This window comes from Mesorhizobium sp. ES1-3, from assembly GCF_020164795.1.
GTDB lineage: Bacteria > Pseudomonadota > Alphaproteobacteria > Rhizobiales > Rhizobiaceae > Mesorhizobium.
On record NZ_JAIUGW010000042.1, the window covers coordinates 1 to 22,121 of the forward strand.

Consider the following 22,121-nt stretch of genomic DNA (forward strand, 5'->3'; position numbering starts at 1 on the left):
CGTCCAGCGCCTTGCGCAGCAGGACGCGGGCGCGATGCAGGCGGGTCTTGATAGTTTCGGGGCGCACGCCGAGTAGTCCTGACGTCTCTTCAATGCTCAGGCCCTCGATCACCCGTGCCACGAACACCATCCGGTAAAGATCTGGAAGGGTGTCGGTCGCCCGTTCGACAAGGGCCAGAATCTGCCGTTGCGCCATCGTCCGCTCCGGATCGTCGGTTGGGTTGAGGGGGAACCGGATGATTTCGGCTTGGGGGTTGTCGGGCATCGTCACCGTTCGCCGTCTTTTACGCAACCGGCCAAGCGCTTCGTTGATGACGATGCGCGACAGCCACGTGCCGAGCGAGGCGTCGCCGCGAAAACTCTCGAGGTGGGCAAAGGCCCTGACATAGGCCTCCTGGACGATGTCCTCCGCCTCGCTGTCATTGCGCACTACGCCGCGCGCGATGCGATAAAGCCGCTGGTTATGCGTCTTGATGATGGTGCGGAAGGCAGCGCCGTCGCGCGCCATGGCGCGCCGTGCCAATTCCAGGTCATCAGACGCAGCGATGATTTCGGTCGCGTCTCGTCGAACGTACAACATGAGCAGTCTCCTTGCCCTTCAATAGATGGGTCTCGACAACAAGGGTTCCCGAATTCGTCACACTGGAATCGACGACAGGAATTCGCGCCTGAGATCAATGTCCGTGTCAAAAACGCCGAGCATGCATTTGGTGATCAGGCAGGTGCCGTGCGCGTGTGCGCCGGAAGCGCGAAGAGACTAAGGGTTAGCCCTAGTGCTTGGTCCCATGTCCATGCGCGGCGGCGAGTTCTCGAATGTGCGCCACTGCCTCATACTCGGTGCCGAATGGGCTGGCGATAGCGGTTCCGTTTGGATCAAGGGTCACGGCCAAGAACGGGAATCCCTTCATAGGCGGCGAGTAGACGACGAAGGCGCGCTTTTTGCTCATCATCCTGTCTAGCACGTTGCGCATGAAAAGCCGGCCAGAGTCTATTCACCATTCCTTCACCATATCAGCACATGCTGATAAGCGGACATGCTGATGTAAAGCGTACATGTCAAAAGCCCCGGTGCAGACCCAAGCACCGGGGCTTTTTCAGATAGCGTCCTTCAGAAGATTTCCATGACAACCAGGACGATCCCAATCGCCGCAAGGGCCATGACGAGGATCATAGCTACCTCGAAGGCGTGACCGAAATTGTCAGTCATCTGGCACCACGCACAAAGGGACAATAGCCCGGCCTGCTCATCGTGTGACACAGGATTCTGCAGGCCGGGCTGCACCGGCTTTTGGAGGGCAAGAGCCGGTGAAGATTGAGCATGTTCCTAAGCGGATCTGTGCGCAATGGCATATCCGAATGCGTACAAATTTCGCTTAATTAGCCTTCTTCAAAATGAAGTCGCTTATCGTCCCCGTTGGCTTGGACGCTTCGAATTTGACGCCAGCGTTTGAGGGCCTTCGCAACCGCGATTGCCGCATCATTTGGCGCACGCAGGATCAAACCATCCATGGGTGCGGTGTCAGAGGATTTCGTCTGGACACTCCATCCGCTTTCCTTGAACGCGCCCTGGCTGCAATCGATGCGGCGGCCGATGGCGATCACGGGTTGCCGATCGCGACAGCAGTCATTGCCGAGTTCCGGAAACGAAACGCGCTCCTTCCCTCGCTGCACTCCATCGAGAAGATTGGCCTCGGCGGTCGAGCGGATGTCCGTCCCGTCGGCCAATCGCACGGAGTAAAAAATGCGTGCTCCGATCGCCCGCTAGCCCCAACATTTCGAGATCACACAGGAAGCGCGTCAGTGGCTCGCAGAGCGCGTCTGCGACCTCATCGATCACATTGAAACGATGTGCCGAGCCTGGCTTGAAAAGTTGAGAATCCAGGCGAACACCGCAGCGCGACGAGCCGGTTAACGCTACCACAAATCAATTCCACACTGCCAATTATGCGATTTTGGACGAACATACGGCGAACAGACCTCCACAGCTAGTACTCCCTCGTAAGCGATCCTGATCAAAGCTGGTCTTCCTCAATCCAAGCGACAAGGGCGGCTTTCGGGTCTGCCCTTTTGGCTACGACCTAGTCGAAGCCGTCCAGCTGCTCGCCGATCTCGACAAGGGCCTTTTTGATTGTGTCCTCAACTTCCTGTCGTTTCTTCGGCGGCATCAGGCCCAGCCCCTTCAGCATCGCCTCGCGCCAGTGCTGCCCCCTCCCCCACGCTTCCGAGAACGCTGTTGCAAGGTCATCCTTGCGACGGGTCGCCTCCAGTGCCTCGACGAGGAGGCTGGCCTGATGAACGTCTTTTTCGCGCTTGGCGACGCCGTTTGCATCTGATTTCCTGCGAGAGGCGACGATGAGCTTGTGAACTGCATAGCGTTCCGGGGACGGCACGGTTACAGGCACCCCTGACCGATGCAGCATCACGGTCCGGATGGGCTCGTGGATCAGGAAATCGAGGAAGCGCAAGGGCTGCGCCGAAGCTCCGCCCAGTGCTGGCATCGGACTGGCGTGGTCGGTGTAGTCATCGGATCCACGGTTCGGCGTAAGGAACTCGACCTTGTATCTCGTTGCATTCTCGAATTCGGTCCTGTGTCCGGGGTCCGATCTGTGGGGGATCTCCCTGAAGGTTGGATCAATCTCTCTCAAGATTTCCAGGATCGGCGGCAGGGTGTCTTCGACTGACGACGAAATCGAGTAATGCTGCGCGAAATCGGCATCGCCGGTTTGCAATGAAGCACCAGGCAATCTTACGCCGAGGTGTCCCGCATACGTCTGAAAAGCAACCGTACCGACGAGCACGGCTCTTAGGCGGAAGATTCCTGCTGCTCCGATGGCTTCAACGACATCGCCAGTGAACCGGTCCGGTGCAGTCAGCCCTGCTTCGCGAGTCAGCGTGGAGACGAGTTTCCGTCGGCTACGGAGGTCTTCTTTGATCTCTTGGAAGGCTTCAACGCGTTTCGCGATCTCGGGATCGTCGGACGGGCCGACATACTTCCGCGTTTTCTTGGGTTGGGTTTCCTCAAAATACCAATAGCCTCGCCCCTTCACCGGAACCCGGACGAAATTGCCCGTGGAGAAGTCGGTTACGAACGATGCATCAAGACAGCGCTGATCGAGTTCCGCATACATCGTGCGATAAACGAGATCGACCGTCTTCATGCGTTCGGCTCCGTTATAAGAAAAATGCATTTCTCTTATAACGGCATGAGCTCATGCCACGCAAGTGACGTTATAAGACAATTGCAGAGGTCTTATAACGCTGCCAAATCGCCAACCATGCAGGCGCGGCGATCGATGGCGGGTGCTCATCAAGGACAACCACATCGCCCTTGCCACGACATCCGCACCGCAATCGAGCGGGCGCGCGGCGCGGTTGGTCACGTGGTGAAGATCGAGGTCGAGGTTGACACGCTCGATCAGCTTGAGATGGCACTACAAGTGGGAGTGGACGCCAGCGGCGGCCGAAATCACAATGTTCCGATTTCCAAACGCCCTCTAAGCGCGTTCAGTCACAATTCCTATCTGACGATGGATGAAGGCTTCGTCCGCCGAGGCAGGTTTCGCTGTGCGCCCAATCTCGCCGCTGAGCATGGCCATGCGGGCGTGAATCGGCGACTTAATGCAGACTGGATCCGTTGCAGCCGCATCGCCTGCAATTGTCATTGCCTGACATCTGCAGCCACCCCAATCGAGCTCGCGCCGCTCACAGCTTCGGCAAGGCTCCTGCATCCATTTGGTACTGCGGAAGGCATTGAGTGCAGCTGAATCGGTCCAGATCTCGGCGAGCGAGTTCGGCCCGAAACGTTCGAAGCGGAGCGAAGGGATGGTCTGCGCGGCGTGGCACGGCAGCACGGTGCCGTCGGGCGTCACCATGAAGGCGTCGCGCGCCCAGCCGCCCATGCACGGCTTGGGATAAACAGCGAAATAATCCGGCGGGACAAAATCGATGTTGATGATGCCGGCAAGCCGTTCCTGCGCCGCCGCGACGATCTCCATCTGCCGGTCGACCGCGGCACGTTCGGGCATCAGCGCATTGCGATTAGCCAAAGCCCAGCCGGCATACTGCACGTTGGCGATCTCTAGCCGCTCCGCACCCAACGAAAGGGCCAGATCGATGAATTCCGGCACTTCCTCGATGTTGTGGCGATGGATCGGTGCATTGATGGTGAGCGGCAGGCCGGCGGCGCGGGCGCGGCGTGCAGTCTCCAGCTTCTTTTCATGGCTGCCGCTGTGGTTGCCGATACGGTCGGTGGTCGCCTGACGGGCACCCTGAAAGCTCAGTTGCAGATGGTCGAGGCCGGCTTGGACAAAGGCTTCGATGCGGCGTTCGGCAATGTTGATACCGGCGGTGATGAGGTTGGTGTAGACGCCGCGCGCCGAGAGTCCGGCGATCAGTAGCTCGAGGTCGCGACGCAGCGTCGGCTCGCCGCCGGATAGATGCACCTGGAGAACGCCGAGATCGGCAGCCTGCGAGAAGAGATCGAGCCAAGTCTGCGTGTCGAGCTCGCGATTGGCCTTCAGCAATTCGAGCGGATTGGAGCAATAAGGGCACTGAAGCGGGCAGCGATGTGTCAGTTCCGCCAGCATGCCAATCGGAGGGAGAATGGGCTCGCTCACAGCCTCACCAGCAGCTTGTCCGACCATTCCTGCAGGAACGCGATGACGTCGGCCGCCACCTCCTTCCGATCGGCGTCATAGTCGGAGGCAAGACCGGCGATGATGTGATCGACCGTGGACCGCCCATCGCAGCGGCGCAATATGTCGAGGCTGATCTCGTTCGGCCAGAATATCTTCTCCGGCGAAAGCACGGCGAAGGCTTGCCGCACGACGTCGTACTGTATGCGCACATGCTTCGGCAGCGATGGCACCGATTGCAACGACAACAGGGCTCTTTCGCGCAGCGCCATCATCAGACTGCCTCTGGGCGGAAGGCGCCGGGCGGTATGTTTCCTGGCGCGCCATAGGCATGTTGAAGCGCGTCGAGCATGGCCCAGAGTATATCGCATTTGAACACCAGCGCATCGATCGTCTGCTGCTGGCGTTCCGCCGTGTCGGCATGGCCGAGCACGTAGGCGAGGGCGAACTCAGCGTCGCGCGATGCCTGTTCGGGCCGCCAGCTGAAATAGGCCAGCGTATCCTCTGTGATATATTCGTACTTGGCCAGCATCGCCGGCACCCGCTCGTTGATGATGAGTGGCGAGAACATCTCGGTTAGCGACGATGCGACCGCCTCGAGCAAGGTCCGGTTCGTGCAGAAAGAGAGATAGGCGCCGACCGCAAAGCGTGTCGCCGGCAGCGCCAGCCTTTCGCTCTTGACGGCTTCGGCATCGAGGCCGAGCGAGGTGGCCAGATGCAGCCAGCGCGCGATGCCGCCGCTCCAGCCGCCCTCGCCGTCGTGGTCCTCGATGCGTTTGCGCCAGGCGGCGCGAAACGCCGGGTCCTCGGCGTGTGCCAGGATCATGGCGTCCTTGCGCGGAATGACGGCCTGGTAGCAATAGCGGTTCAGCGCCCAGGCCTGCATTTCGGCCTTCGACAGGGCGCCACCGGTCATTCTGTGATGGAAAGGATGATGGTTGTGATAGCGCTCGTCACCGACCTGCCGCACCACGGCCTCGAGCTCGTTCTTGGACAGGCCGCCTCTGGCCGCATCGTGGAAATCTCTCAAAATTCGATCTCCATCCCGTCGCGGGCGACTTCCCAGCCCGCCGCTTTGACCGCCGCGCGTTCGGCGGAATTCTCGTCGAGAACAGGGTTGGTGTTGTTGATATGGACGAAGATACGGCGGCCGATCTTCACATCGGCCAAGCCAGCAATCGAACCTGCTTCTCCAGACATTGCGATGTGCCCCATGCGCGCACCGGTCTTCTGGCCGACCCGGGCAGCGATCATCTCGTCGTCTGTGTAGACGGTGCCGTCGAACAGAAGGCAGGCGGCGTGGGTCAGGCGAGCGCGCAGGGCGCCATCGATGCGCGCACAGCCCGGGATGTAGAAAACGCCGCCGCGACTGCCGGCCTCGGTGATACGCACTCCGATCGTGTGGCCGGTGTCGGAGCTGAAGTCGGCGCCGGGGTCGCGTCCCTGCTCAAGATAAAGCGCAACCTTCCCGGGCACCGGAAAGCTGTCAACGACGATGCCTGTCTCGCCGTCCTCCGCATCGCGGATCGCCAGCTCCTCGGTTGGCGCTAGGAGGCGTCGCGGCACGATCGCCGGATCGAGAACATTGAAGATCGCATTGGCCTCAAGCGTCGCCAGTACCTGCGCCGTGCCGTAGATCGCGAAAGGCTGCCGTTCACGCAGGCTGAGCAGGCCGGCGACGTGATCTATGTCGGCATTGGTCAGCACCACCGCGCGGATTGGCGTCGAGCGCAACGGCCCATCGAGCGCGGGCTGCAGTTCAGGCGTTTGCGCAATCTGCTGGCGAATGTCGGGCGATGCATTGAAGAGAACCCAGCCTGTCCCGTCCGCCGAGGCGGTAACGCATGATTGTGTTCGTGAATGCACGCCTAACATCCCGCTGCGAGCCGCACGGCTCAGGCGATAGTTGCAGTTCCACTGCGGAAGGCCGCCTCCCGCCGCGGATCCAATGATCTTCACGCGCATGGCAGTGCCTGCTCGGCGGCCCATTTGAGCGGCACGAAATTCTCGGCGCTAGACGGCTTGGCGCCCGCACTCCCCGCGGCAATGCCCATTGCGAAGACCCCACGCGGCAAGGCGCATGCTCCGGTTGCCGACGACATGCCCGTTTGCGGCCTACTTCCTGGGAGCAGTTTCGGCAGGCAGATACCGCGAGATTTCGAACCCCGCAGCAATCTGGTACATAGTTGGTTTCTTCCAGCTCTTCTTCATCGCAGCCTCCTGTTTTGCCAGCCCGAAAAGGGGCCGGTTATCAGCGCCAGTGCGTATGCAATGGCTCGTCCATCATGTGAAAAATGGACAAATGAAACGCGGCTTCTGAAACGACCAAAAAATCGCGAACAAAACATAACTGTCTACCTCAAGGTCGGTTCCTCTCCTTCATCGCCGTCCTGTTTTTATCGACCGAGTTCACCGGGGCGTAACGGCGAAAGGCGAAAGCCGAATTCGGCCCTTGCCGCGGCGCTCGGCACCTCAAGGCCCGCGGATCAAGTCAAAGGCAGTGGCACGTCCTGACCAGCAAGAACACGCCCACTCCGTAAGGAATAAGCAAAAGCACCATAGCCAACCAGTAGCCAGGTTGCGCCATCGCCGCCAAATCTGATCGAAGCTGTTCCATTTGGCTGTCCAACGCAGGGCAGTTCAGCTTGTTCCCAGGTTGCGATCTCGGAGCGTCTGGCGGCATCCAGGTCTTACGCCCCGAGGTGGAGCGGCACCCCGGGAATTGGGCTCACGAGGTGTGATTTTGAATTCGCGGGTCGCTCGCACGTGCAACGCCTTGTGCGCCTTCGGCCTCGTGCACCTGCCGCCCTGCAATTCTTCCCTCGTTCTTGCTTCAGGAACAAAGCAGCGCTTTGTTTGTTCGGTGCGACAGAGCGGATCAGCTCGCGTGGATAGGGTGTTTCGAGGAGCCATGGACCGTCGCCAGTTTACGTTGCCAGCGCTGTGCCTCTTTACCATTGTCGGGCTGGCACAAAATCCTGCGCAAGCCCAGGCACCGTGCCCTGCCGATCACGACAAGCTGCTCGCTGCCTTGAAGGCCAATGTCAAGGCAAGCGGTGGCCCGGCCAATGGTGGCCTCGAGACCAATGAATGGGCGGCCGTCGTCACCCGCGACGGGACGGTCTGCGCCGTTGCCTTCAGTGGGCCCACCGTCGATGCACAATGGCCCGGCAGCCGGCTCATCGCGGCCGAGAAGGCGAATACGGCCAATGGGCTCAGCCTGGCGAGCATGGCTCTCTCAACGGCGAACCTTTACGCCGGCGCGCAACCCGGTGGGCCGCTGTTCGGGCTGCAGGCCACCAACCCCCTCAATCAGGCGGCAGCCTATGCCGGGGATGTCAAGACTTTCGGCAGCGCCGACGATCCGCTGATCGGAAAGCCGATCGGCGGCGTCGTCGTGTTTGGCGGGGGCCTGGCTCTTTATGACGGCAAGACGATCGTCGGCGCGCTTGGCGTCAGTGGCGATTCCTCCTGCGCCGACCACAATGTCGCCTGGCGCGTTCGCGCGGCCCTCGGCTTCGACAAGGTCCCGGCGGGCGTCAATCCCAACCGCAAGGATGCCATCATCTATGATCTCGATCCCGGCGGGAAAAGCGCCTCTGGCTGGGGGCACCCACTATGCGCGGGCACCGAGGCCGATGTCGCGGCCGAACTGGGTTCCGGCGTCGGAGGTTCGACGCCAAAATGAAGCAAACAGCGCAGTCCGTAGTACCTTGCGTCGACGCGGTACGCACCAACCGCTCAGCGGCCTCGCGAAAACGTCTGGAGAGCTTCTTAGCGGCGTTGCTGCTGGTTTGCACTCCCTTGCTGACGGCTGCTTCGGAAGCTCCGCCAGCGTCGGCGATCTCGCCGCCTGCTTCCGCCGCTCCGCCTGACGACGGGCAATGGACGATGCCGGCCAAGAACTACGCATCGACCCGCTACAGCGAGCTCACGGAAATCAACGACGGCAACGTCAAGAACCTGCAGGTAGCCTTCACCTTCTCTACCGGCATAAATAAGGGCCAGGAAGCGGCACCGCTGGTCGTCGGCGGCACGATGTACATCGTAAGCCCCTTCCCCAACGTCGTCTACGCGCTCGATCTCACCAAGCCGGGTGCGCCGATGAAATGGAAGTTCGAACCCAATCCCGAGCCCGCGGCGCAAGGCGTTGCCTGTTGCGATGTCGTCAATCGCGGCGCGGCATTCGCAGGCGGACGCATCTTCTTCAACACACTGGACGGGCACACCATCGCGCTCGACGCGAACACCGGTCAGCCGATCTGGAACGCCCATATCGGCAACATCAACATCGGCGAGACCATCACCATGGCGCCCTTGGTGGTGAAAGGCAAAGTGCTGGTCGGCAATTCAGGCGGCGAGATGGGTGTTCGTGGCTGGGTCAAGGCGCTCGACGCCGGCGACGGTCACGTCGTCTGGACGGCCTACGGCACCGGGCCTGACAAGGACGTGCTTATCGGCCCGGACTTCAAGCCGCATTACGACATGGACAAGGGCAAGGATCTTGGCGTCACGACATGGCCCCCGGAGGCCTGGAAGATCGGTGGCGGCAATATGTGGGGCTGGATTTCCTACGATCCGGATCTCAACCTAATCTTCCACGGCACCGGCAATCCTGGACCGTGGAACCCCGATCTGCGGCCGGGCGACAACAAATGGACGTCAGGCATCTTCGCGCGCGATCCCGATACCGGAGCGGCGAAATGGTTCTACCAATGGAGCCCGCACGACCTCCACGACTATGACGGGATAAACGAGCAGATCCTGCTCGACATGAACTGGCAGGGTAAGCCGCGCAAGGTGCTGGTCCGGCCCGAGCGCAACGGCTATCTCTACATCCTCGACCGGACCACCGGCGAAGTTTTGTCGGCGAAGCCTTTCGGGCCCGTCAATTCCAGCAAGGGTGTCGATCTCAAGAGCGGTCGCCTGATCGAAAACCCGGACAAGAAGACCGGGACAGGCAAGGTCGTCCGCGACATCTGCCCGACCGCGTCGGGACTCAAGGATTGGCAGCCTTCTGCGTTCTCGCCGAAAACCAGGCTGCTCTACATCCCGCATAATAATTTGTGCATGGACGAAGAAGGCGTCGAGGTGAACTACATCGCCGGCACGCCTTATGTCGGCATGAACGTGCGCATGATCCCCGGGCCGGGGGGGAACCGGGGCGCCTTCACCGCCTGGGACATCGCGGCGGAGAAACCCGCCTGGAGTCTCAAGGAGAACTTCCCGGTGTGGAGCGGCACGGTCGTGACCGCCGGGAACGTCGTCTTTTACGGGACAATGGAAGGTTGGTTCAAGGCGGTCAGCGCGAAGACTGGGGATCTGCTTTGGCAGTTCAAGACGGGGTCCGGCATCATCGGCCAGCCCATCACATATCGAGGTCCCGACGGACATCAATATGTGGCGATCCTGTCGGGTGTCGGCGGCTGGGCCGGCGCCATCGTATCCGGCGATCTCGATCCGCGCGACGCCACCGCCGCGCTCGGTTTCGTCAACGCGATGAAGGATTTAAAGGACGCCACAACGGCGGGAGGCACGCTTTATGTGTTCCGGCTGCCCTGAACACTGGGCCGCGCGCCTGGGGCTCGGCATGGCCGCGCTCGCCTTGCTGCTCTTGCCGGCGCGAGCCGATGCCCGTGAACTGAGGGTCTGCGCCGACCCGAACAACATGCCATTTTCCAACGCCGCTGGCCAAGGCTTCGAGAACAAGATCGCTGAGATCGTTGCCGCCGATCTCGGCGCCAAGCTGACCTACACCTGGTGGGCACAGCGCCGCGGCTTCGTGCGCAACACGCTGAAGGCCGGCCTTTGCGATCTCGTGCCCGGCACGCCGGCCAATCTCGAAATGCTGCGCACCACCACACCCTATTATCGGTCCTCCTATGTTTTCGTCACCCGCCAGGACGGCCCGGATGTGGCGTCCTTCAACGATCCGCGGCTGCGCGATATGCGGATCGGCGTGCAACTCATCGGCGACGACGGTGTCAATTCGCCTCCCGTCCAGGCGCTCGGCCGCCGCGGCATCGTCGGGCATCTCGTCGGCTATCCCGTCTATGGCGACTACTCCGCACCCAACCCTCCGGCGCGCATCGTTGAAGCGGTGGCCGCCGGCGACATCGATCTTGCCGTTGTCTGGGGTCCGCTCGCCGGCTATTTCGCCCAGAAGCAGAGAGTGCCGCTCCGCATCACGCCGGTCACGCCTCGCATCGACGGACCACAGTTGCCCATGATCTACGACATCTCGATGGGCGTTCGGCGCGAGGACGATGCGCTGCGCGGCGAAGTGAACGGCGCGCTGGCCAGGCACAAGGCAGACATCGACGCATTGCTGTCACAATATGGCGTGCCGCGCCTCGATGGCCCCGGGAGCCCAGTGCGATGAGGCACGGCGCCGCTATATTCCTGTTTACGCTGCTGACGCTTGCGGCATGCCAGCGCGAGGAGCGGGACACACGCCCGCAGTCCTCGCTCGGATCGGGCGAGCAGCCGATGCCTGTGACGACATTGGAACCCGGTGGACAGCGGCCTTCCGCCAGCGACAACAAGGCAGCCAGCTTCGAGGCCAATGCCTTCCACCTCAGCGAGGGCAAGCGCCTCTTCAGCTGGTTCAACTGTTCAGGCTGTCATGCCAATGGCGGCGGCGGCATGGGGCCGGCCTTGATGGACCAGAAATGGCTTTACGGCAGTTCGATTGAGAGCATCCACGCTACCATCCGGGACGGACGGCCAAAAGGGATGCCGAGCTTCCGTGACAAAATCCCCGACGACCAGATTTGGGAGCTTGCCGCCTTCGTCCGCTCGCTGAGTGGCAAAGCACCCTCATCCGCCGCGCCGCAACGCAATGACGACATGATGCCGCATCCCTCGGAAAACCGCATGCCGGATGCAGCCACGCTGGGGAAGTCACCGTGAAGCGCCTTGCGTCAACCGGGTTCGGCACGGCCTGCGTATTTTTGCAGGGATGCTCAGGATGGCAATCGGCGCTCGACCCGAAAGGTCCCGCTGCCAGTGAGCTGGCGTGGCTCATTTGGTTTTTCACCGCGCTTTGCGCGGTGATCTGGGTCATGGTTATGATCGCCCTTGCCGCGCCACTGTTGACGCGGGCTCGCGCACGTTCCGAGCCGCTCGTGCTCGACGCCGGCGCCGACCGTCGAAAGTTGCGCGTTGTCGTGATTGCCGTCGGGCTGACCGCAGCGATCGTGGTCGGGCTAACCTTGCTGAGCTTCTTCGCCAACAGGACGCTTGCGGCGATCGGTTCCGACGCCGCACTCACCATTCGGATTACCGGTCACCAATGGTGGTGGGAGGTGCGCTACGAAGACGCCACGCCAAGCCGCATCCTAACCACGGCGAACGAGATCCACGTCCCCGTCGGGGAGCCCGTGCGGCTTCTGCTGACATCGACGGACGTGATCCATTCCTTCTGGGTCCCGAGCCTTTCCGGCAAGCTCGACCTCATCCCCGGCCACGTCAATGTGCTCGACATCAGGGCCGACAAGGCCGGCGTATATCGGGGCCAGTGCGCCGAGTTCTGCGGTGCGCAGCATGCGAATATGGGCACCTTCATCATCGCCGAGCCGAGGGCAAAGTTCGACGCCTGGTGGAACGACCAGTTGCAGCCGTCTGGCCCTCCAGCGAGCGACGAGGCCAAGGCTGGCGAGGACCTGTTCCTCCGGCGTCCCTGCGTGATGTGCCACAGGATCGGGGGCACTCCAGCAGGAGGAACCGTCGCGCCGGATCTGACGCATATTGCCAGCCGGCGAACGCTCGCCGCCGGCACCTTGACGATGAGCCGAGGAAATCTCGCCGCCTGGATAGCGGACCCGCAAGGCGTGAAGCCCGGTTCCCACATGCCCGTGGTGGAGCTCAACGGCGACGAACTCAACGCCATCGTCGCCTATCTCGAGGGTCTGAAATGAGCAGCGCGGATCTGACCAGCGAACGCGACCTGCCGCCGAAACGCGAGACCGCCAGCAAAGGCGACCTGGCTCCCGAGCCTGACGGACCGCGCGATACCGGCATGGACAATGCCAGCCTCCACCGCTGGCTCACCCGGGCATGGCGCACGCCGCCCGGCATCATCGGCGCCCTGTCGAGCGTCGACCACAAGGTCATCGCAAGGCGCTATCTGATCACGGCCTTCTTCTTCCTGTGCCTTGGCGGGCTGAACGCTGTCGCCATGCGTGTCCAACTCTCGGGGCCGCAGCGCGGGCTGATCGGGCCGGACCTCTACAACCAGCTGTTCACGATGCATGGCGTCACCATGATGTTCCTGTTCGCTGTGCCCATCATGCAGGCAACGGGAATCTATTTGGTGCCGCTGATGGTCGGCACCCGCAACATCGCATTCCCGCGACTCAATGCATTCGGCTACTGGATCTACGTCTCGGGCGGGGCCTTTGCCTGGATCTCATTCCTCCTCAACATGGCGCCGGATGTCGGCTGGTTCGCCTATGTCCCCTTATCCGGACCGGAATTTTCCCCCGGCAAGCGCGCCGATGTCTGGGCGCAAATGATCACCTATACTGAAGTATCGTCGCTTGCGGTGGCCGTCGCCACCATCGTCACCGTGTTCAAGCAACGTGCGCCCGGCATGTCGCTGGACAAGATACCGCTTTATGTATGGGCACTGCTGGTCACTTCCTTCGTCGTCGTCTTCGCCATGCCGGCAGTCATGATCACCTCAACCTTCCTCATTCTCGACCGGCTTGTCGGAACCCACATTTTCAATCCAGCCGAGGGCGGCGACGCCCTGCTGTTCCAGCATCTGTTCTGGTTCTTTGGCCATCCCGAGGTCTACATCATCTTCCTGCCGGCGACAGGCATGGTCTCCTCGATCATTCCTGCTTTTGCCCGGCGACCAACGTTTGGCCACCTCGGGCTGGTCCTGTCGCTGATCTCGGTGGGTTTCCTGTCGTTCGGCCTCTGGGTGCACCATATGTTTGCGACGGGATTGCCGAAGCTCGGGGCGAGCTTCTTCACGGCGTCCAGCATGCTGATCGCCATCCCCAATGGCGTGCAGATCTTCTGCTGGCTGGCGACCTTGTGGGATAGTAGACCGGTGATCCGCACGCCGCTGCTGTTCGTCTTCGGCTTCTTCTTCATCTTCGTCATCGGCGGGCTCACCGGCGTCATGCTCGCCTCTGTGCCGCTCGACCTCCAGGTGCACGACACCTATTTCGTCGTCGCCCACTTCCACTACGTGCTCATCGGCGGATCGGTATTCCCGCTGCTGGGCGCGGCCTATTTCTGGTTCCCCAAGATAACCGGACGCATGATGAGCGAACGTCTAGGACGCTGGCATTTCGGGCTGGCCTTCATTGGCTTCAACGCGGCCTTCTTCCCGATGCATCTTGTCGGTCTGTGGGGCATGCCGCGCAGGGTTTACACCTATCAGGCGGAGCTTGGCTGGGGCAACATCAACCTGTTCATCAGCGCTGGCGCGATGCTGTTCTTCCTGAGCTTCGTGCTGTTCACCTTCAACCTTATACATGGCGCATTGAAAGGGGCACCGGCCGGGGACAATCCCTGGGACGCGGGCACCCTGGAATGGGCCACGTCCTCGCCGCCTCCGAGCTATAATTTCACGCGCATTCCGATCGTGACGAACGTCGAGCCGCTGTGGGCCGAACGAGAGACGCTTCCGGTCGCTACCGGCCTACGCGTCGATGTCCGCGAGTTGCTCATCTCGACGGTGGCGGAGGCCCATCCCGACATCCGCGAGAAATCGGCGACGACATCGATCTGGCCGCTGTTGGCGGCGATCGCCGTGGGCGCCACTTTCCTCTACTCGATCTTCACGCCGTGGGCGATCGTGTGGGGCGCCGTGCCGATCGCGCTCACGCTGGTCGGCTGGTTCTGGCCCAAGGGCGATCCGGAGGACGAGGAATGAACCAGCGGCCCGTCACCGACCTTTCCGCCCTCCCTACGTTTGGCCATGGTCCTCGCAGCCCGACCTGGTGGGGCACGCTCGGCTTCATGGCGTTGGAAGGGACGGGCTTTGCGCTGGCCGCCGGCGCCTATCTCTACCTTGCGATGTCATGGCCCAACTGGCGTCTGAGCGCCCCGGAACCAAACCATTGGCCGGGAACGGTCGTCACCTTGTTGCTGGTCGCCAGCCTTGTGCCAAACCACATCCTCAATCGCTACGCCGAGGATTGCGCTATCGTACCGGTGCGGATCGGCATGATTGTGATGTCGTTGTTCGGTCTCGCTCCGCTCGTGGTGCGCTGGTTCGAGTTCCCGGCGTTGAATATCTATTGGGACACAAACGCATACGGCTCGATGCTTTGGGTGCTGCTTGGGCTGCACACCACCCATCTGATCACCGATGTGGGCGACACGATCGTGCTGACTGTGCTGATGTTCACACGCCATGGATATAGCGGCCGGCGTTTCGGCGACGTGGGCGACAACGTCTTCTACTGGGATTTCGTGGTGCTCATCTGGATCCCGATCTACCTGCTCATCTACTGGGTACCGAGGCTGGGCTGATGCGCGCGCTCCGGTTGGGAACGTCCTGGGGTGGCCTTCTATCGGGGCCTTTGGCTTGGGCGATCTCCACGCAGCTGAATTACGCGCTTGTTCCTTGGCAGTGCAATCGCCAGGTTCCGGTCGTGCTTCCGATCGCATTGCTGCTGGCCTTGCTTTCGCTTCTCGGCGGCATGCTTTCTTGGCGGGCAAGGCGGCAGGGGGGCGCGGCTTTCAAGGCGGAGCGCGCGCGCACCACTGAGCAATTCGTCGCCGATCTCGGCATTCTTGCGGCTTTGCTTTTTGCCCTCGTCATCGTCATGCAAGGCAGCGCCGCGCTCATTCTCGACGAGTGCCTGCGATGAGCTTCGAGGCCTTCTTCTCGACTTCGGTCTGCTATGGCGCCGGCGCGCCCGAAGCGGGATGGACGCTTGCGTTTCCCATCTCGGTCCCTTTGGCGGCAATCGCGCTCACCTATGCGGTCGGAGCACGCCGGCTGTGGCGCCGCAGCATGAGGGGCCGCCCCGAGCGGATGCGACAGGCGCTGTTGTTCGCCGCCGGCTGGGGCGTGCTGACCGGAGCGCTGGTCAGCCCAGTCCATGCGCTTGGCGAACGGGTGTTTGCCGCTCACATGATCGAGCATGAACTGCTGATGGCGGTCGCTGCGCCGCTCCTTGTCGCCGCCTGCCCCGGCGCAGCCTTGATATGGGCATTGCCGGCCGCGCTCCGCCAAGGGACGGGAAGGCTCACGCACGGCAACATTTTCCGGATGGTCTGGACCGTTGCCAGTCGCCCCCTCAACGCAACCGTCATCCACGGTATCGCGATCTGGGTCTGGCACGTCCCCGTCCTCTTCGAGGCAGCACTTCAGCAGGGCGTGCTGCACTATGCCCAGCATGCGAGCTTCCTCGGCACGGCCTTGCTGTTCTGGTGGGTGATTCTGCCGCGTGCCGGCCGCCAGCGGGCTTATGGCAGCGGGGTCATGCATCTCTTCTTAACGTCGCTGCACACCGGTCTCCTTGGTGTGCTGTTGCTGTTCTCGCCCAAACTCTGGTACCCGCAGAATGCCGCTGGCGCGGCACTCTGGGGTCTGACTCCGATCGAGGACCAGCAGCTCGCCGGCCTGGTGATGTGGATTCCCGCCGGACTGATCTATGGCGGAGCCGCCTTGCTGCTTGCCGGCCTTTGGATAAGCAAGAGCGGAATCAGGGAGGCAAGCCATGCGCTCCGGCCTGGCTAGGATGGTGGGCGGCGCGCTCGCCGCGGTCCTGCTGCTGACCGCGGCAGTCGCCGCAGCAACCTTGTGGTCCGACCGGCGCGATCGTGCTCGCCACGACTCGGACATGGCAACCGGCGTGGACGCGCGCCACTCAGGGGGGCAATCCGCGCGCTCCGGCCTGATCAGGAAGATCGGCGGCGCGCTCGCCGCGGTCCTGCTGCTGACCGCGGTAGTCGCCGCGGCGGCCTTGTGGTCCGACCGACGCGGTCGTGTTCTCCACGAGTCCGACATGGCGACCGGCGGCGTGGGCGCGCGCGCCATTCCGATCATGACGGCGAATGGTTGCTCCGGGTGCCATACAATCCCAGGCGTGCCGGGGGCACAAGGCCAGGTTGGTCCGCGCCTCGACGCCAGCCTTGCCGACCGGGTCTTTATCGGCGGCGTGCTGGCGAACAATCCGGAGAACCTGATCCGTTGGATACGGGAGGCCAGGGAGATCAATCCGCACACGGCCATGCCGTCGACGAGGATCACAGAGCAGCAGGCGCGCGACATTGCCGCTTACCTTTATGCTCTGAGATGATTTAGCCGTCGCCGCCGCGCCGGGACCACAGGCCACGCCCGGGGTCGTAGCCGACCACCGCGGCGAGGAAAAACACGACGAAACAGGCGAGAACGACAAGAGCGGAAACGGGATCGAAGCGCAGGTAGAGCGTGAAGCGTATCAGTTCGACCGCCGAACTGAACGGGTTCCATGCGGCAATCATCGCCAGCACCGGCCCCGCCTCGGCGAGCCGCCATATCGGATAAAGCGCCGTCGAGGCGAAGAAGGTGGGGAAGATGACAAAGTTCATCACGCCGGCGAAGTTCTCCATCTGCGTCGAAATGGACGATACCAGCAACCCGAACGCGCCGAGCATCAGGCCTGACAAGACAAGCGCCGGAAACACCGCGAGATAACCTAGAACCGGCGGCCGCACGTCCCAATGACGTGCGATCAGCAGAAACAGATAGACCAGCGGCAGACCGACGATGACGCTCGCCAGCAGCCGCGCGGCGAGCAGGTACCAGCGTGGTAGTGGTGCCGTGAGCAACAGCCGCATGCTGCCCATCTCACGGTCGTGGACCATCGCCAGCGAGCTCGCCATGGCATGAAATAACAGCATCATGGCCGCCAACCCCGGGACGACATAGACTTCATAGAGCACGTAGGTCTGATAGGGCGGCGTGATCGACAGGCCAAGCACCGAGCGGAAGCCGGCGGCGAAGATGGCGAGCCAGACCAAAGGCCGTACGATCGCCGAGAGGAGCCGGCCGCGCTGCCGAAGCGTTCGCAACATCTCCCGGCGCAGGATGCCTGTAAGTGCCCGCACCGCGTGACGTTTTCTCATACCGCATCCGTCAGCACATCGAACGCATCGGCCAAGCTGCCGACCGCAAGATCCACGGCAACACGGCGGGCGACGCCGGCCCAGCGCAGCTTGCCCTTGTGCAGCACCACAAGGTCGTCGTCGGCCGACACCTCTTCCAGGAAATGCGTCGCCCAGACAACAGCAATACCTCGTTCCCGGCACAGCGCACGTATGTGCTGCTCGATCGCCCTGCGCCCAGGCACGTCGAGCCCGGTCGTCGGCTCGTCGAGCAACAGGATGCGCGGCCGGTGCATCAGGGCTCGAGCGATCTCGACACGTCGCCGCTGACCGCCCGACAGCGAACGGACCGGCTCGTCGCACCGGTCGAGGACCCCCAGGCGGTCGAGTTCCTCGCGCAATCTCGTTTCGCTGATGCCGGTTTCCAGCCCATGCAGCGAGGCGTGATAGCGCAGATTTTCGGTGGCGGTGAGATCGAGATCGAGCGTCTGCTGCTGGAAGACAACACCCATCTGGGCAAGTGCGGCGGCCGGATTGGTCCGCATGGAGTGGCCGAACACATCAATCTGGCCGGATCGGGCATGATACAGGCCGGTGACCAGCGAGAACAACGTCGTCTTGCCGGCGCCGTTGCGTCCGAGCAGGATGCACATCCCGCCTTCCGCGACCGAGAACGAGACGGCATCGAGGACCCGCCGCTCTCCGAAGCTGTGTCCAAGACCCTCGAGTGACAGCGCCTTCATGGACCGATCACCACTCCCCAGGGGCCGCGTCCCACCGGCACCGACTTCATCACCTCCTCATTTTCCAGATCGATGAACGAGATGTCGCCGGAATTGCCATTGGCGCTGACCAGGCGCTTCTGGTCATCGGACAGCACCACGTGCCACGGCCGCTGGCCGACGAGATAGAGGCGACGCACCGCCAGCGTCCTGGTATCGACTTCGGCCACCCGGTTGGCCGGACCCAGCGCCACATAGACGGTGGCGCCGTCGCGTGCAATTTCCATGCCGACCGCCTGGACGCCCTCGCGGCGGATACCGGGAACCTCGAACTGGACCTTGCCGGTCTCGGCACGAGACATAGTGTCGAAGACGGTCACCGTTCCGCGTATTTCGGAAGATACCCACAGCTGCTTCCCATCCGGCGAGAACGCCGCCGCGCGGGGGCGGGTGTCTATCAGGAGGTTATCCACAAGTTCAAGCGTACCGGCATCTATGAGATGCACCATGCTGGTGGTCTCCGAGGTGCAGGCAACGTAGCGGCCGTCGGCGCTGACCGCCATGCCCTCCGGTTCGACGCCGACCTCGACCGTACCGACAACCTCGGCGGACGCGATATCGATCACCGAGACCAGATTGTCGTTCTCATTGGCGACGAACAACCGTTTGCCGTCGGGATGCACGACAAAAAACTCCGGATCGGCTCCCGAGGGGAGCTGGCCGGTCACCTGCCGTTTGGCGAGATCGACAACGTCGATCCGGTTGTCGTCGCCCACTGCTACGAAGAGCAGTTTTTTGTCCACCGAAAGCGCCATTCCGCGCGGGCGCCTTCCGACGTTGATGGTCGTGGACAGGCTCATGCTGGCGCCATCCACCACCGCTACCGTATTGTCCTGCTCGTTCGATACGTAGATCGTCTCCGCTGCGGCTGGTCCAGCCAGGATGGGCAGAGACAGCAGGAACGCGATCAGAACCTGCATGCGCTTTCCTCCAAGTCGATGCCCAGCGTGTCGAGGGGCGTGCGCTGGTGCAGGAAACCCGGCTGCGGCGAACTGGAGACGAGCAGTCGCGGTGTCGCTATAAGGATCGGCTGCCGCATCTGGCCGTCCCACGGCCGGAAGCTCAGCCCCTGTCCCTTGAAGCCGGCGAGAAGGAAGTCGCCGCTGCGCAAATAGGCCGTGATCGCAGCAGGATCGAGGCTGCGCAGGCGTGTTGCCGCTTCACCGACGCTGCGCACGGCAAGCCAGGCCGCGTAGTCGTAAGCTGTCATCCAGCGCCCGGCTTGCTTGCGAAACCGGTCTTGAAGTTGGGTTGCGCCCCATTCCTCGTTGACCGCGCTCCAGCCGTCTGCAACGAGCCCCTGCGTCCCGGCGACCGGCCGCGGCAATGCGGTTCGTCCTTCGAGATAGGCGCCAAACTCGTCCGCCTCGTCGGCGACGACCAGCACGTCGTAATCACCGACCTGCGTGGCGGCCGGTATCTCGGTCTGCAGCGTGACATGTCCGGTGTCGGCACGGCCATTGGCCGGGCGGAACGTCCACGGTTTGTCGACGATGATCTCGGCGCCAAAGCGTGTCGCCGCACGGCGTAAGGCTGCCGCCATCGCCTGGTCCGCAGGATGCGGGCCGGCGAGCAGGAACCAGCGCTGCCAGCGCTTCCAGACGAGATATTGCGCAAGGCCGTCCGCAAGCATGGAACGGCTTGGAACGGTATGCAGGAGGTTCTTGCGACAGTCCTGCTGGCGGAGCGCATCGTCGGGCGCGCGGCTGTTGAAGAACAGCATCTTGTCCGCTGCGGGCGCTGCAACCGCCTGGCTCAGCGTGGCCGCATCGAGATCAGCCACGACGAAAGCGACTCCCCTTGCAGCAAGGCTGGCGATAGCGTCCGTGGGCGCTTCGCCTGACTTCAGCACGCGTTGATCGAGCTCGAAATGCTGGCCTAGGAAGCGCCCCGTCCCGCCGTCGTCGGCGATGCCCAGCCGCGCGCCCTGCAGTCCGTCATCGCTGACGGGCTGATCGAGCGGTCCCAAAGGCAAGGGTGGCGTACGCGTCTGGCCGATATAGCCGATCACTATCGTCTGGGGTGCCGCGGAGCCGGGGGCAGCGACCAACAGAAGCAGCACGATCAGCGCCAGTTTCATCCCGCTCCGCCTGCCTGCGCTCCGGCCGGCCCACACAGTGAAGCCGATTCGTCATCCCGGGCAATGCGGGCATCGCGCACAAGATCTGCTGGCGAGCCCTCCAGATCGACGATGCGGTCCACCAGCGGTGAGACTTGGCCCGAATTGGCGAGCCGTTTGCCATTGAAATCCGCCAGCCGTCGGACGGGGAGAGCGGCGGGAGCAAGTGCACCAACCGCCCTGGAGTACGCAACAAAAACGAGGCCGGCGCCTTCCCCGGGCGGGCGCGTGCCGCAGAGCCAATCCAATATAATGCCATCGATGCTGCCCGCCAGCAGTGCGGTCTTGCCCGCCTGCTTGCCGGCAAGATGCCGCATCTCGAGACACACGCCGTGCGAAATGTTCAGCCCATGTCGCTGGATCATGTCGAGTTCCAGGCGGCTGCGCCAAATCCCAGCACGCCAGACCGCACAGTGGGCGATTGCTCGGGCGCGGCTGCGGTCGCACCACCTGCGACCAAGGAGGAAATAGCTGCAAGAACCGCGCGCCGCGATAGGTGGCGCCAATCGGCCCGGTAGAGCCATTCACATTGCAAGTTCGAGATTAGCACGAGCGCACCGGGTGTGGCAGAGCTCTCCCAACGTTGTGCCGCCAGGAATGTTCCTCAATCGCACGCGAAAGGTGCTGCAGCTCGGCGAACTGGTGATCGCCACCGGCGCATCAAGCCGCCGCAGTCAATCCGCACGGTCAACTTCTCGGCCTTGCGATCGATGCGGATGATGTCCCCAACGAGAACGATCTTATCTCCAGCGCGGGTTTTAGGTGGCGGGTCAACCGAATAGGGTGGGTCATACGATGGAATGTTTACCTTGGCGCGTCCGCTAGGGTGGTGACCGTACCCGTCAAGGCGACCTCGTCACCGATCTCAAATTCCCGGGGCACGCTATCGTGTAGCATAGACCTCCTCCGGCGCGTTCTAGATACTAATGCCGGCAAACTGACTTGGTTGCGTGACATCGCAAGTCTCTGCCCCTCGCCTCAATCAGGCCGAGCCCCCGCCCTCCCATCAGGACCCAGCCGACGGGGTCGGGCGCATGGCGGAACACGCCGACGGCGCGGCCCCGCCTGCCCTCAATACGAGATCGACCTGGTTGCGGAGCGCAAATAAAAAAAGCCCCAGACAAATGAACTGACCCCGTAAAGTTGGACGGTTCATTGATCTGGTAGATTTAAGGGCTGGGTCCTGTATTGCACAGGGGCCAGCCCTTTCAGTTTCAGTTTGATGCGGCGGTGGTTGTAGTAGTCGATGTAGTGCTCGATGGCCGTATCGAGGCTTTGGACAGTTTCGAACCTTTCCGGATGGAAGAGTTCGGATTTGAGCGTGGCGAAGAAGCTCTCAATCGGTGCGTTGTCGAGGCAATTGCCTTTGCGTGACATGCTTTGTGCAAGGCCTCTGGCTTCCAGCCTGCGCTGGAATGCCGACATCTGGTACTGCCATCCTTGATCGGAATGCAGGATTGGCCGTTCGTCCTCATCGAGCCGGGCGAAGGCTTTGGTCAGCATATTGTCCACCAGTTTGAAGCGTGG

At 62.4% G+C, this 22,121-nt stretch carries 23 protein-coding genes and 1 pseudogene; 11 read left to right on the forward strand and 13 right to left on the reverse strand.

The features are described from left to right. The 3 genes from LB536_RS30000 to LB536_RS30010 form a co-directional block, all read right to left on the reverse strand. The coding region (locus LB536_RS30000) for an RNA polymerase sigma factor (RefSeq protein ID WP_224598846.1) at positions 1–580 on the reverse strand (580 nt) is incomplete at its 3' end. A gap of 797 nt (positions 581–1,377) precedes the next feature. Continuing rightward, a complete protein-coding gene (locus LB536_RS30005) occupies positions 1,378–1,725 on the reverse strand; it encodes a hypothetical protein (RefSeq protein WP_224598847.1) in 348 nt (115 codons plus the stop codon). A gap of 353 nt (positions 1,726–2,078) precedes the next feature. Then, the gene (locus LB536_RS30010) at positions 2,079–3,158 is read right to left on the reverse strand and encodes a GSU2403 family nucleotidyltransferase fold protein (protein ID WP_224598849.1); all 1,080 of its coding nucleotides are present in this window, start codon (positions 3,156–3,158) and stop codon (positions 2,079–2,081) included. Between the two features lie 142 nt (positions 3,159–3,300). On the opposite strand from LB536_RS30010, the pseudogene LB536_RS30015 reads away from it, so the two are divergent. Next, a pseudogene (locus LB536_RS30015) lies at positions 3,301–3,452 on the forward strand (nicotinate-nucleotide diphosphorylase (carboxylating)); the annotation flags it as partial. A gap of 42 nt (positions 3,453–3,494) precedes the next feature. On the opposite strand, the gene pqqE reads toward LB536_RS30015, so the two are convergent. Genes pqqE through pqqB form a run of 4 tightly spaced genes read right to left on the reverse strand, consistent with a single transcriptional unit; the run spans position 3,495 to position 6,599 of the window. Beyond that, the gene (pqqE, locus tag LB536_RS30020) at positions 3,495–4,643 is read right to left on the reverse strand and encodes a pyrroloquinoline quinone biosynthesis protein PqqE (RefSeq protein ID WP_224598850.1); all 1,149 of its coding nucleotides are present in this window, start codon (positions 4,641–4,643) and stop codon (positions 3,495–3,497) included. Continuing rightward, positions 4,613–4,909 (reverse strand): pyrroloquinoline quinone biosynthesis peptide chaperone PqqD, encoded by a 297-nt coding sequence (pqqD, locus tag LB536_RS30025; protein ID WP_140813012.1) that lies wholly within the window; start codon positions 4,907–4,909, stop codon positions 4,613–4,615. Before pqqD ends, pqqE begins: the two co-directional genes overlap by 31 nt. After that, complete coding sequence (pqqC, locus tag LB536_RS30030; protein WP_224598851.1) at positions 4,909–5,664, reverse strand: pyrroloquinoline-quinone synthase PqqC; 756 nt, start codon at positions 5,662–5,664, stop codon at positions 4,909–4,911. Before pqqC ends, pqqD begins: the two co-directional genes overlap by 1 nt. Beyond that, a complete protein-coding gene (pqqB, locus tag LB536_RS30035; RefSeq protein WP_224598852.1) occupies positions 5,661–6,599 on the reverse strand; it encodes a pyrroloquinoline quinone biosynthesis protein PqqB in 939 nt (312 codons plus the stop codon). The genes pqqC and pqqB overlap by 4 nt, the downstream gene beginning before the upstream one ends. Before the next feature lie 946 nt (positions 6,600–7,545). On the opposite strand from pqqB, the gene LB536_RS30040 reads away from it, so the two are divergent. From LB536_RS30040 to LB536_RS30085, 10 genes are all read left to right on the forward strand, one after another. Further along, a complete protein-coding gene (locus LB536_RS30040) occupies positions 7,546–8,322 on the forward strand; it encodes a heme-binding protein (RefSeq protein WP_224598853.1) in 777 nt (258 codons plus the stop codon). Continuing rightward, entirely contained in the window at positions 8,319–10,196 is a 1,878-nt protein-coding gene (locus LB536_RS30045) for a methanol/ethanol family PQQ-dependent dehydrogenase (RefSeq protein WP_224598854.1), read from the forward strand. Before LB536_RS30040 ends, LB536_RS30045 begins: the two co-directional genes overlap by 4 nt. Next, a complete protein-coding gene (locus LB536_RS30050; protein WP_411908804.1) occupies positions 10,177–11,016 on the forward strand; it encodes a substrate-binding domain-containing protein in 840 nt (279 codons plus the stop codon). Before LB536_RS30045 ends, LB536_RS30050 begins: the two co-directional genes overlap by 20 nt. Beyond that, positions 11,013–11,546 (forward strand): c-type cytochrome, encoded by a 534-nt coding sequence (locus LB536_RS30055; RefSeq protein ID WP_224598856.1) that lies wholly within the window; start codon positions 11,013–11,015, stop codon positions 11,544–11,546. The genes LB536_RS30050 and LB536_RS30055 overlap by 4 nt, the downstream gene beginning before the upstream one ends. Further along, positions 11,543–12,553 (forward strand): cytochrome c oxidase subunit II, encoded by a 1,011-nt coding sequence (coxB, locus tag LB536_RS30060; protein WP_224598858.1) that lies wholly within the window; start codon positions 11,543–11,545, stop codon positions 12,551–12,553. The genes LB536_RS30055 and coxB overlap by 4 nt, the downstream gene beginning before the upstream one ends. Continuing rightward, positions 12,550–14,526, forward strand: a complete 1,977-nt coding sequence (gene ctaD, locus LB536_RS30065) for a cytochrome c oxidase subunit I (protein WP_224598860.1) — start codon at positions 12,550–12,552, stop codon at positions 14,524–14,526. The genes coxB and ctaD overlap by 4 nt, the downstream gene beginning before the upstream one ends. Further along, positions 14,523–15,128 (forward strand): heme-copper oxidase subunit III, encoded by a 606-nt coding sequence (locus tag LB536_RS30070; protein ID WP_224598862.1) that lies wholly within the window; start codon positions 14,523–14,525, stop codon positions 15,126–15,128. The genes ctaD and LB536_RS30070 overlap by 4 nt, the downstream gene beginning before the upstream one ends. Positions 15,129–15,250: 122 nt before the next feature. Beyond that, entirely contained in the window at positions 15,251–15,469 is a 219-nt protein-coding gene (locus LB536_RS30075; protein ID WP_224598864.1) for a hypothetical protein, read from the forward strand. Beyond that, positions 15,466–16,344, forward strand: a complete 879-nt coding sequence (locus LB536_RS30080) for a cytochrome c oxidase assembly protein (RefSeq protein ID WP_224598867.1) — start codon at positions 15,466–15,468, stop codon at positions 16,342–16,344. Before LB536_RS30075 ends, LB536_RS30080 begins: the two co-directional genes overlap by 4 nt. After that, positions 16,325–16,906 (forward strand): c-type cytochrome, encoded by a 582-nt coding sequence (locus LB536_RS30085; RefSeq protein WP_224598870.1) that lies wholly within the window; start codon positions 16,325–16,327, stop codon positions 16,904–16,906. Before LB536_RS30080 ends, LB536_RS30085 begins: the two co-directional genes overlap by 20 nt. Position 16,907: 1 nt before the next feature. Here LB536_RS30085 and LB536_RS30090 read toward each other — a convergent pair whose 3' ends face one another. The 6 genes from LB536_RS30090 to LB536_RS30115 form a co-directional block, all read right to left on the reverse strand. Beyond that, the gene (locus LB536_RS30090; RefSeq protein ID WP_140813024.1) at positions 16,908–17,714 is read right to left on the reverse strand and encodes an ABC transporter permease; all 807 of its coding nucleotides are present in this window, start codon (positions 17,712–17,714) and stop codon (positions 16,908–16,910) included. Continuing rightward, positions 17,711–18,436: an ABC transporter ATP-binding protein gene (locus LB536_RS30095; RefSeq protein WP_140813025.1), complete on the reverse strand. Its 726-nt coding sequence runs from the start codon at positions 18,434–18,436 to the stop codon at positions 17,711–17,713. Before LB536_RS30095 ends, LB536_RS30090 begins: the two co-directional genes overlap by 4 nt. Next, the gene (locus LB536_RS30100) at positions 18,433–19,395 is read right to left on the reverse strand and encodes a PQQ-dependent catabolism-associated beta-propeller protein (RefSeq protein WP_224598872.1); all 963 of its coding nucleotides are present in this window, start codon (positions 19,393–19,395) and stop codon (positions 18,433–18,435) included. Before LB536_RS30100 ends, LB536_RS30095 begins: the two co-directional genes overlap by 4 nt. Then, positions 19,383–20,555 (reverse strand): ABC transporter substrate-binding protein, encoded by a 1,173-nt coding sequence (locus tag LB536_RS30105; protein WP_224598875.1) that lies wholly within the window; start codon positions 20,553–20,555, stop codon positions 19,383–19,385. Before LB536_RS30105 ends, LB536_RS30100 begins: the two co-directional genes overlap by 13 nt. Further along, the gene (locus tag LB536_RS30110) at positions 20,552–20,959 is read right to left on the reverse strand and encodes a hypothetical protein (RefSeq protein WP_224598877.1); all 408 of its coding nucleotides are present in this window, start codon (positions 20,957–20,959) and stop codon (positions 20,552–20,554) included. The genes LB536_RS30105 and LB536_RS30110 overlap by 4 nt, the downstream gene beginning before the upstream one ends. Before the next feature lie 787 nt (positions 20,960–21,746). Continuing rightward, the coding region (locus tag LB536_RS30115; protein ID WP_224598879.1) for an IS3 family transposase at positions 21,747–22,121 on the reverse strand (375 nt) is incomplete at its 5' end.

Bases quoted from the DNA above. Each gene is read 5' to 3' on its own strand.
- LB536_RS30010 (WP_224598849.1), bottom strand. From the start codon at position 3,158: ATGAAGACGGTCGATCTCGTTTATCGCACGATGTATGCGGAACTCGAT.
- pqqE (WP_224598850.1), bottom strand. From the start codon at position 4,643: ATGGTCGGACAAGCTGCTGGTGAGGCTGTGAGCGAGCCCATTCTCCCT.
- pqqD (WP_140813012.1), bottom strand. From the start codon at position 4,909: ATGATGGCGCTGCGCGAAAGAGCCCTGTTGTCGTTGCAATCGGTGCCA.
- pqqB (WP_224598852.1), bottom strand. From the start codon at position 6,599: ATGCGCGTGAAGATCATTGGATCCGCGGCGGGAGGCGGCCTTCCGCAG.
- LB536_RS30040 (WP_224598853.1), top strand. From the start codon at position 7,546: ATGGACCGTCGCCAGTTTACGTTGCCAGCGCTGTGCCTCTTTACCATT.
- LB536_RS30045 (WP_224598854.1), top strand. From the start codon at position 8,319: ATGAAGCAAACAGCGCAGTCCGTAGTACCTTGCGTCGACGCGGTACGC.
- LB536_RS30050 (WP_411908804.1), top strand. From the start codon at position 10,177: ATGTGTTCCGGCTGCCCTGAACACTGGGCCGCGCGCCTGGGGCTCGGC.
- LB536_RS30055 (WP_224598856.1), top strand. From the start codon at position 11,013: ATGAGGCACGGCGCCGCTATATTCCTGTTTACGCTGCTGACGCTTGCG.
- ctaD (WP_224598860.1), top strand. From the start codon at position 12,550: ATGAGCAGCGCGGATCTGACCAGCGAACGCGACCTGCCGCCGAAACGC.
- LB536_RS30070 (WP_224598862.1), top strand. From the start codon at position 14,523: ATGAACCAGCGGCCCGTCACCGACCTTTCCGCCCTCCCTACGTTTGGC.
- LB536_RS30080 (WP_224598867.1), top strand. From the start codon at position 15,466: ATGAGCTTCGAGGCCTTCTTCTCGACTTCGGTCTGCTATGGCGCCGGC.
- LB536_RS30085 (WP_224598870.1), top strand. From the start codon at position 16,325: ATGCGCTCCGGCCTGGCTAGGATGGTGGGCGGCGCGCTCGCCGCGGTC.
- LB536_RS30090 (WP_140813024.1), bottom strand. From the start codon at position 17,714: ATGAGAAAACGTCACGCGGTGCGGGCACTTACAGGCATCCTGCGCCGG.
- LB536_RS30095 (WP_140813025.1), bottom strand. From the start codon at position 18,436: ATGAAGGCGCTGTCACTCGAGGGTCTTGGACACAGCTTCGGAGAGCGG.
- LB536_RS30100 (WP_224598872.1), bottom strand. From the start codon at position 19,395: ATGCAGGTTCTGATCGCGTTCCTGCTGTCTCTGCCCATCCTGGCTGGA.
- LB536_RS30105 (WP_224598875.1), bottom strand. From the start codon at position 20,555: ATGAAACTGGCGCTGATCGTGCTGCTTCTGTTGGTCGCTGCCCCCGGC.
- LB536_RS30110 (WP_224598877.1), bottom strand. From the start codon at position 20,959: ATGATCCAGCGACATGGGCTGAACATTTCGCACGGCGTGTGTCTCGAG.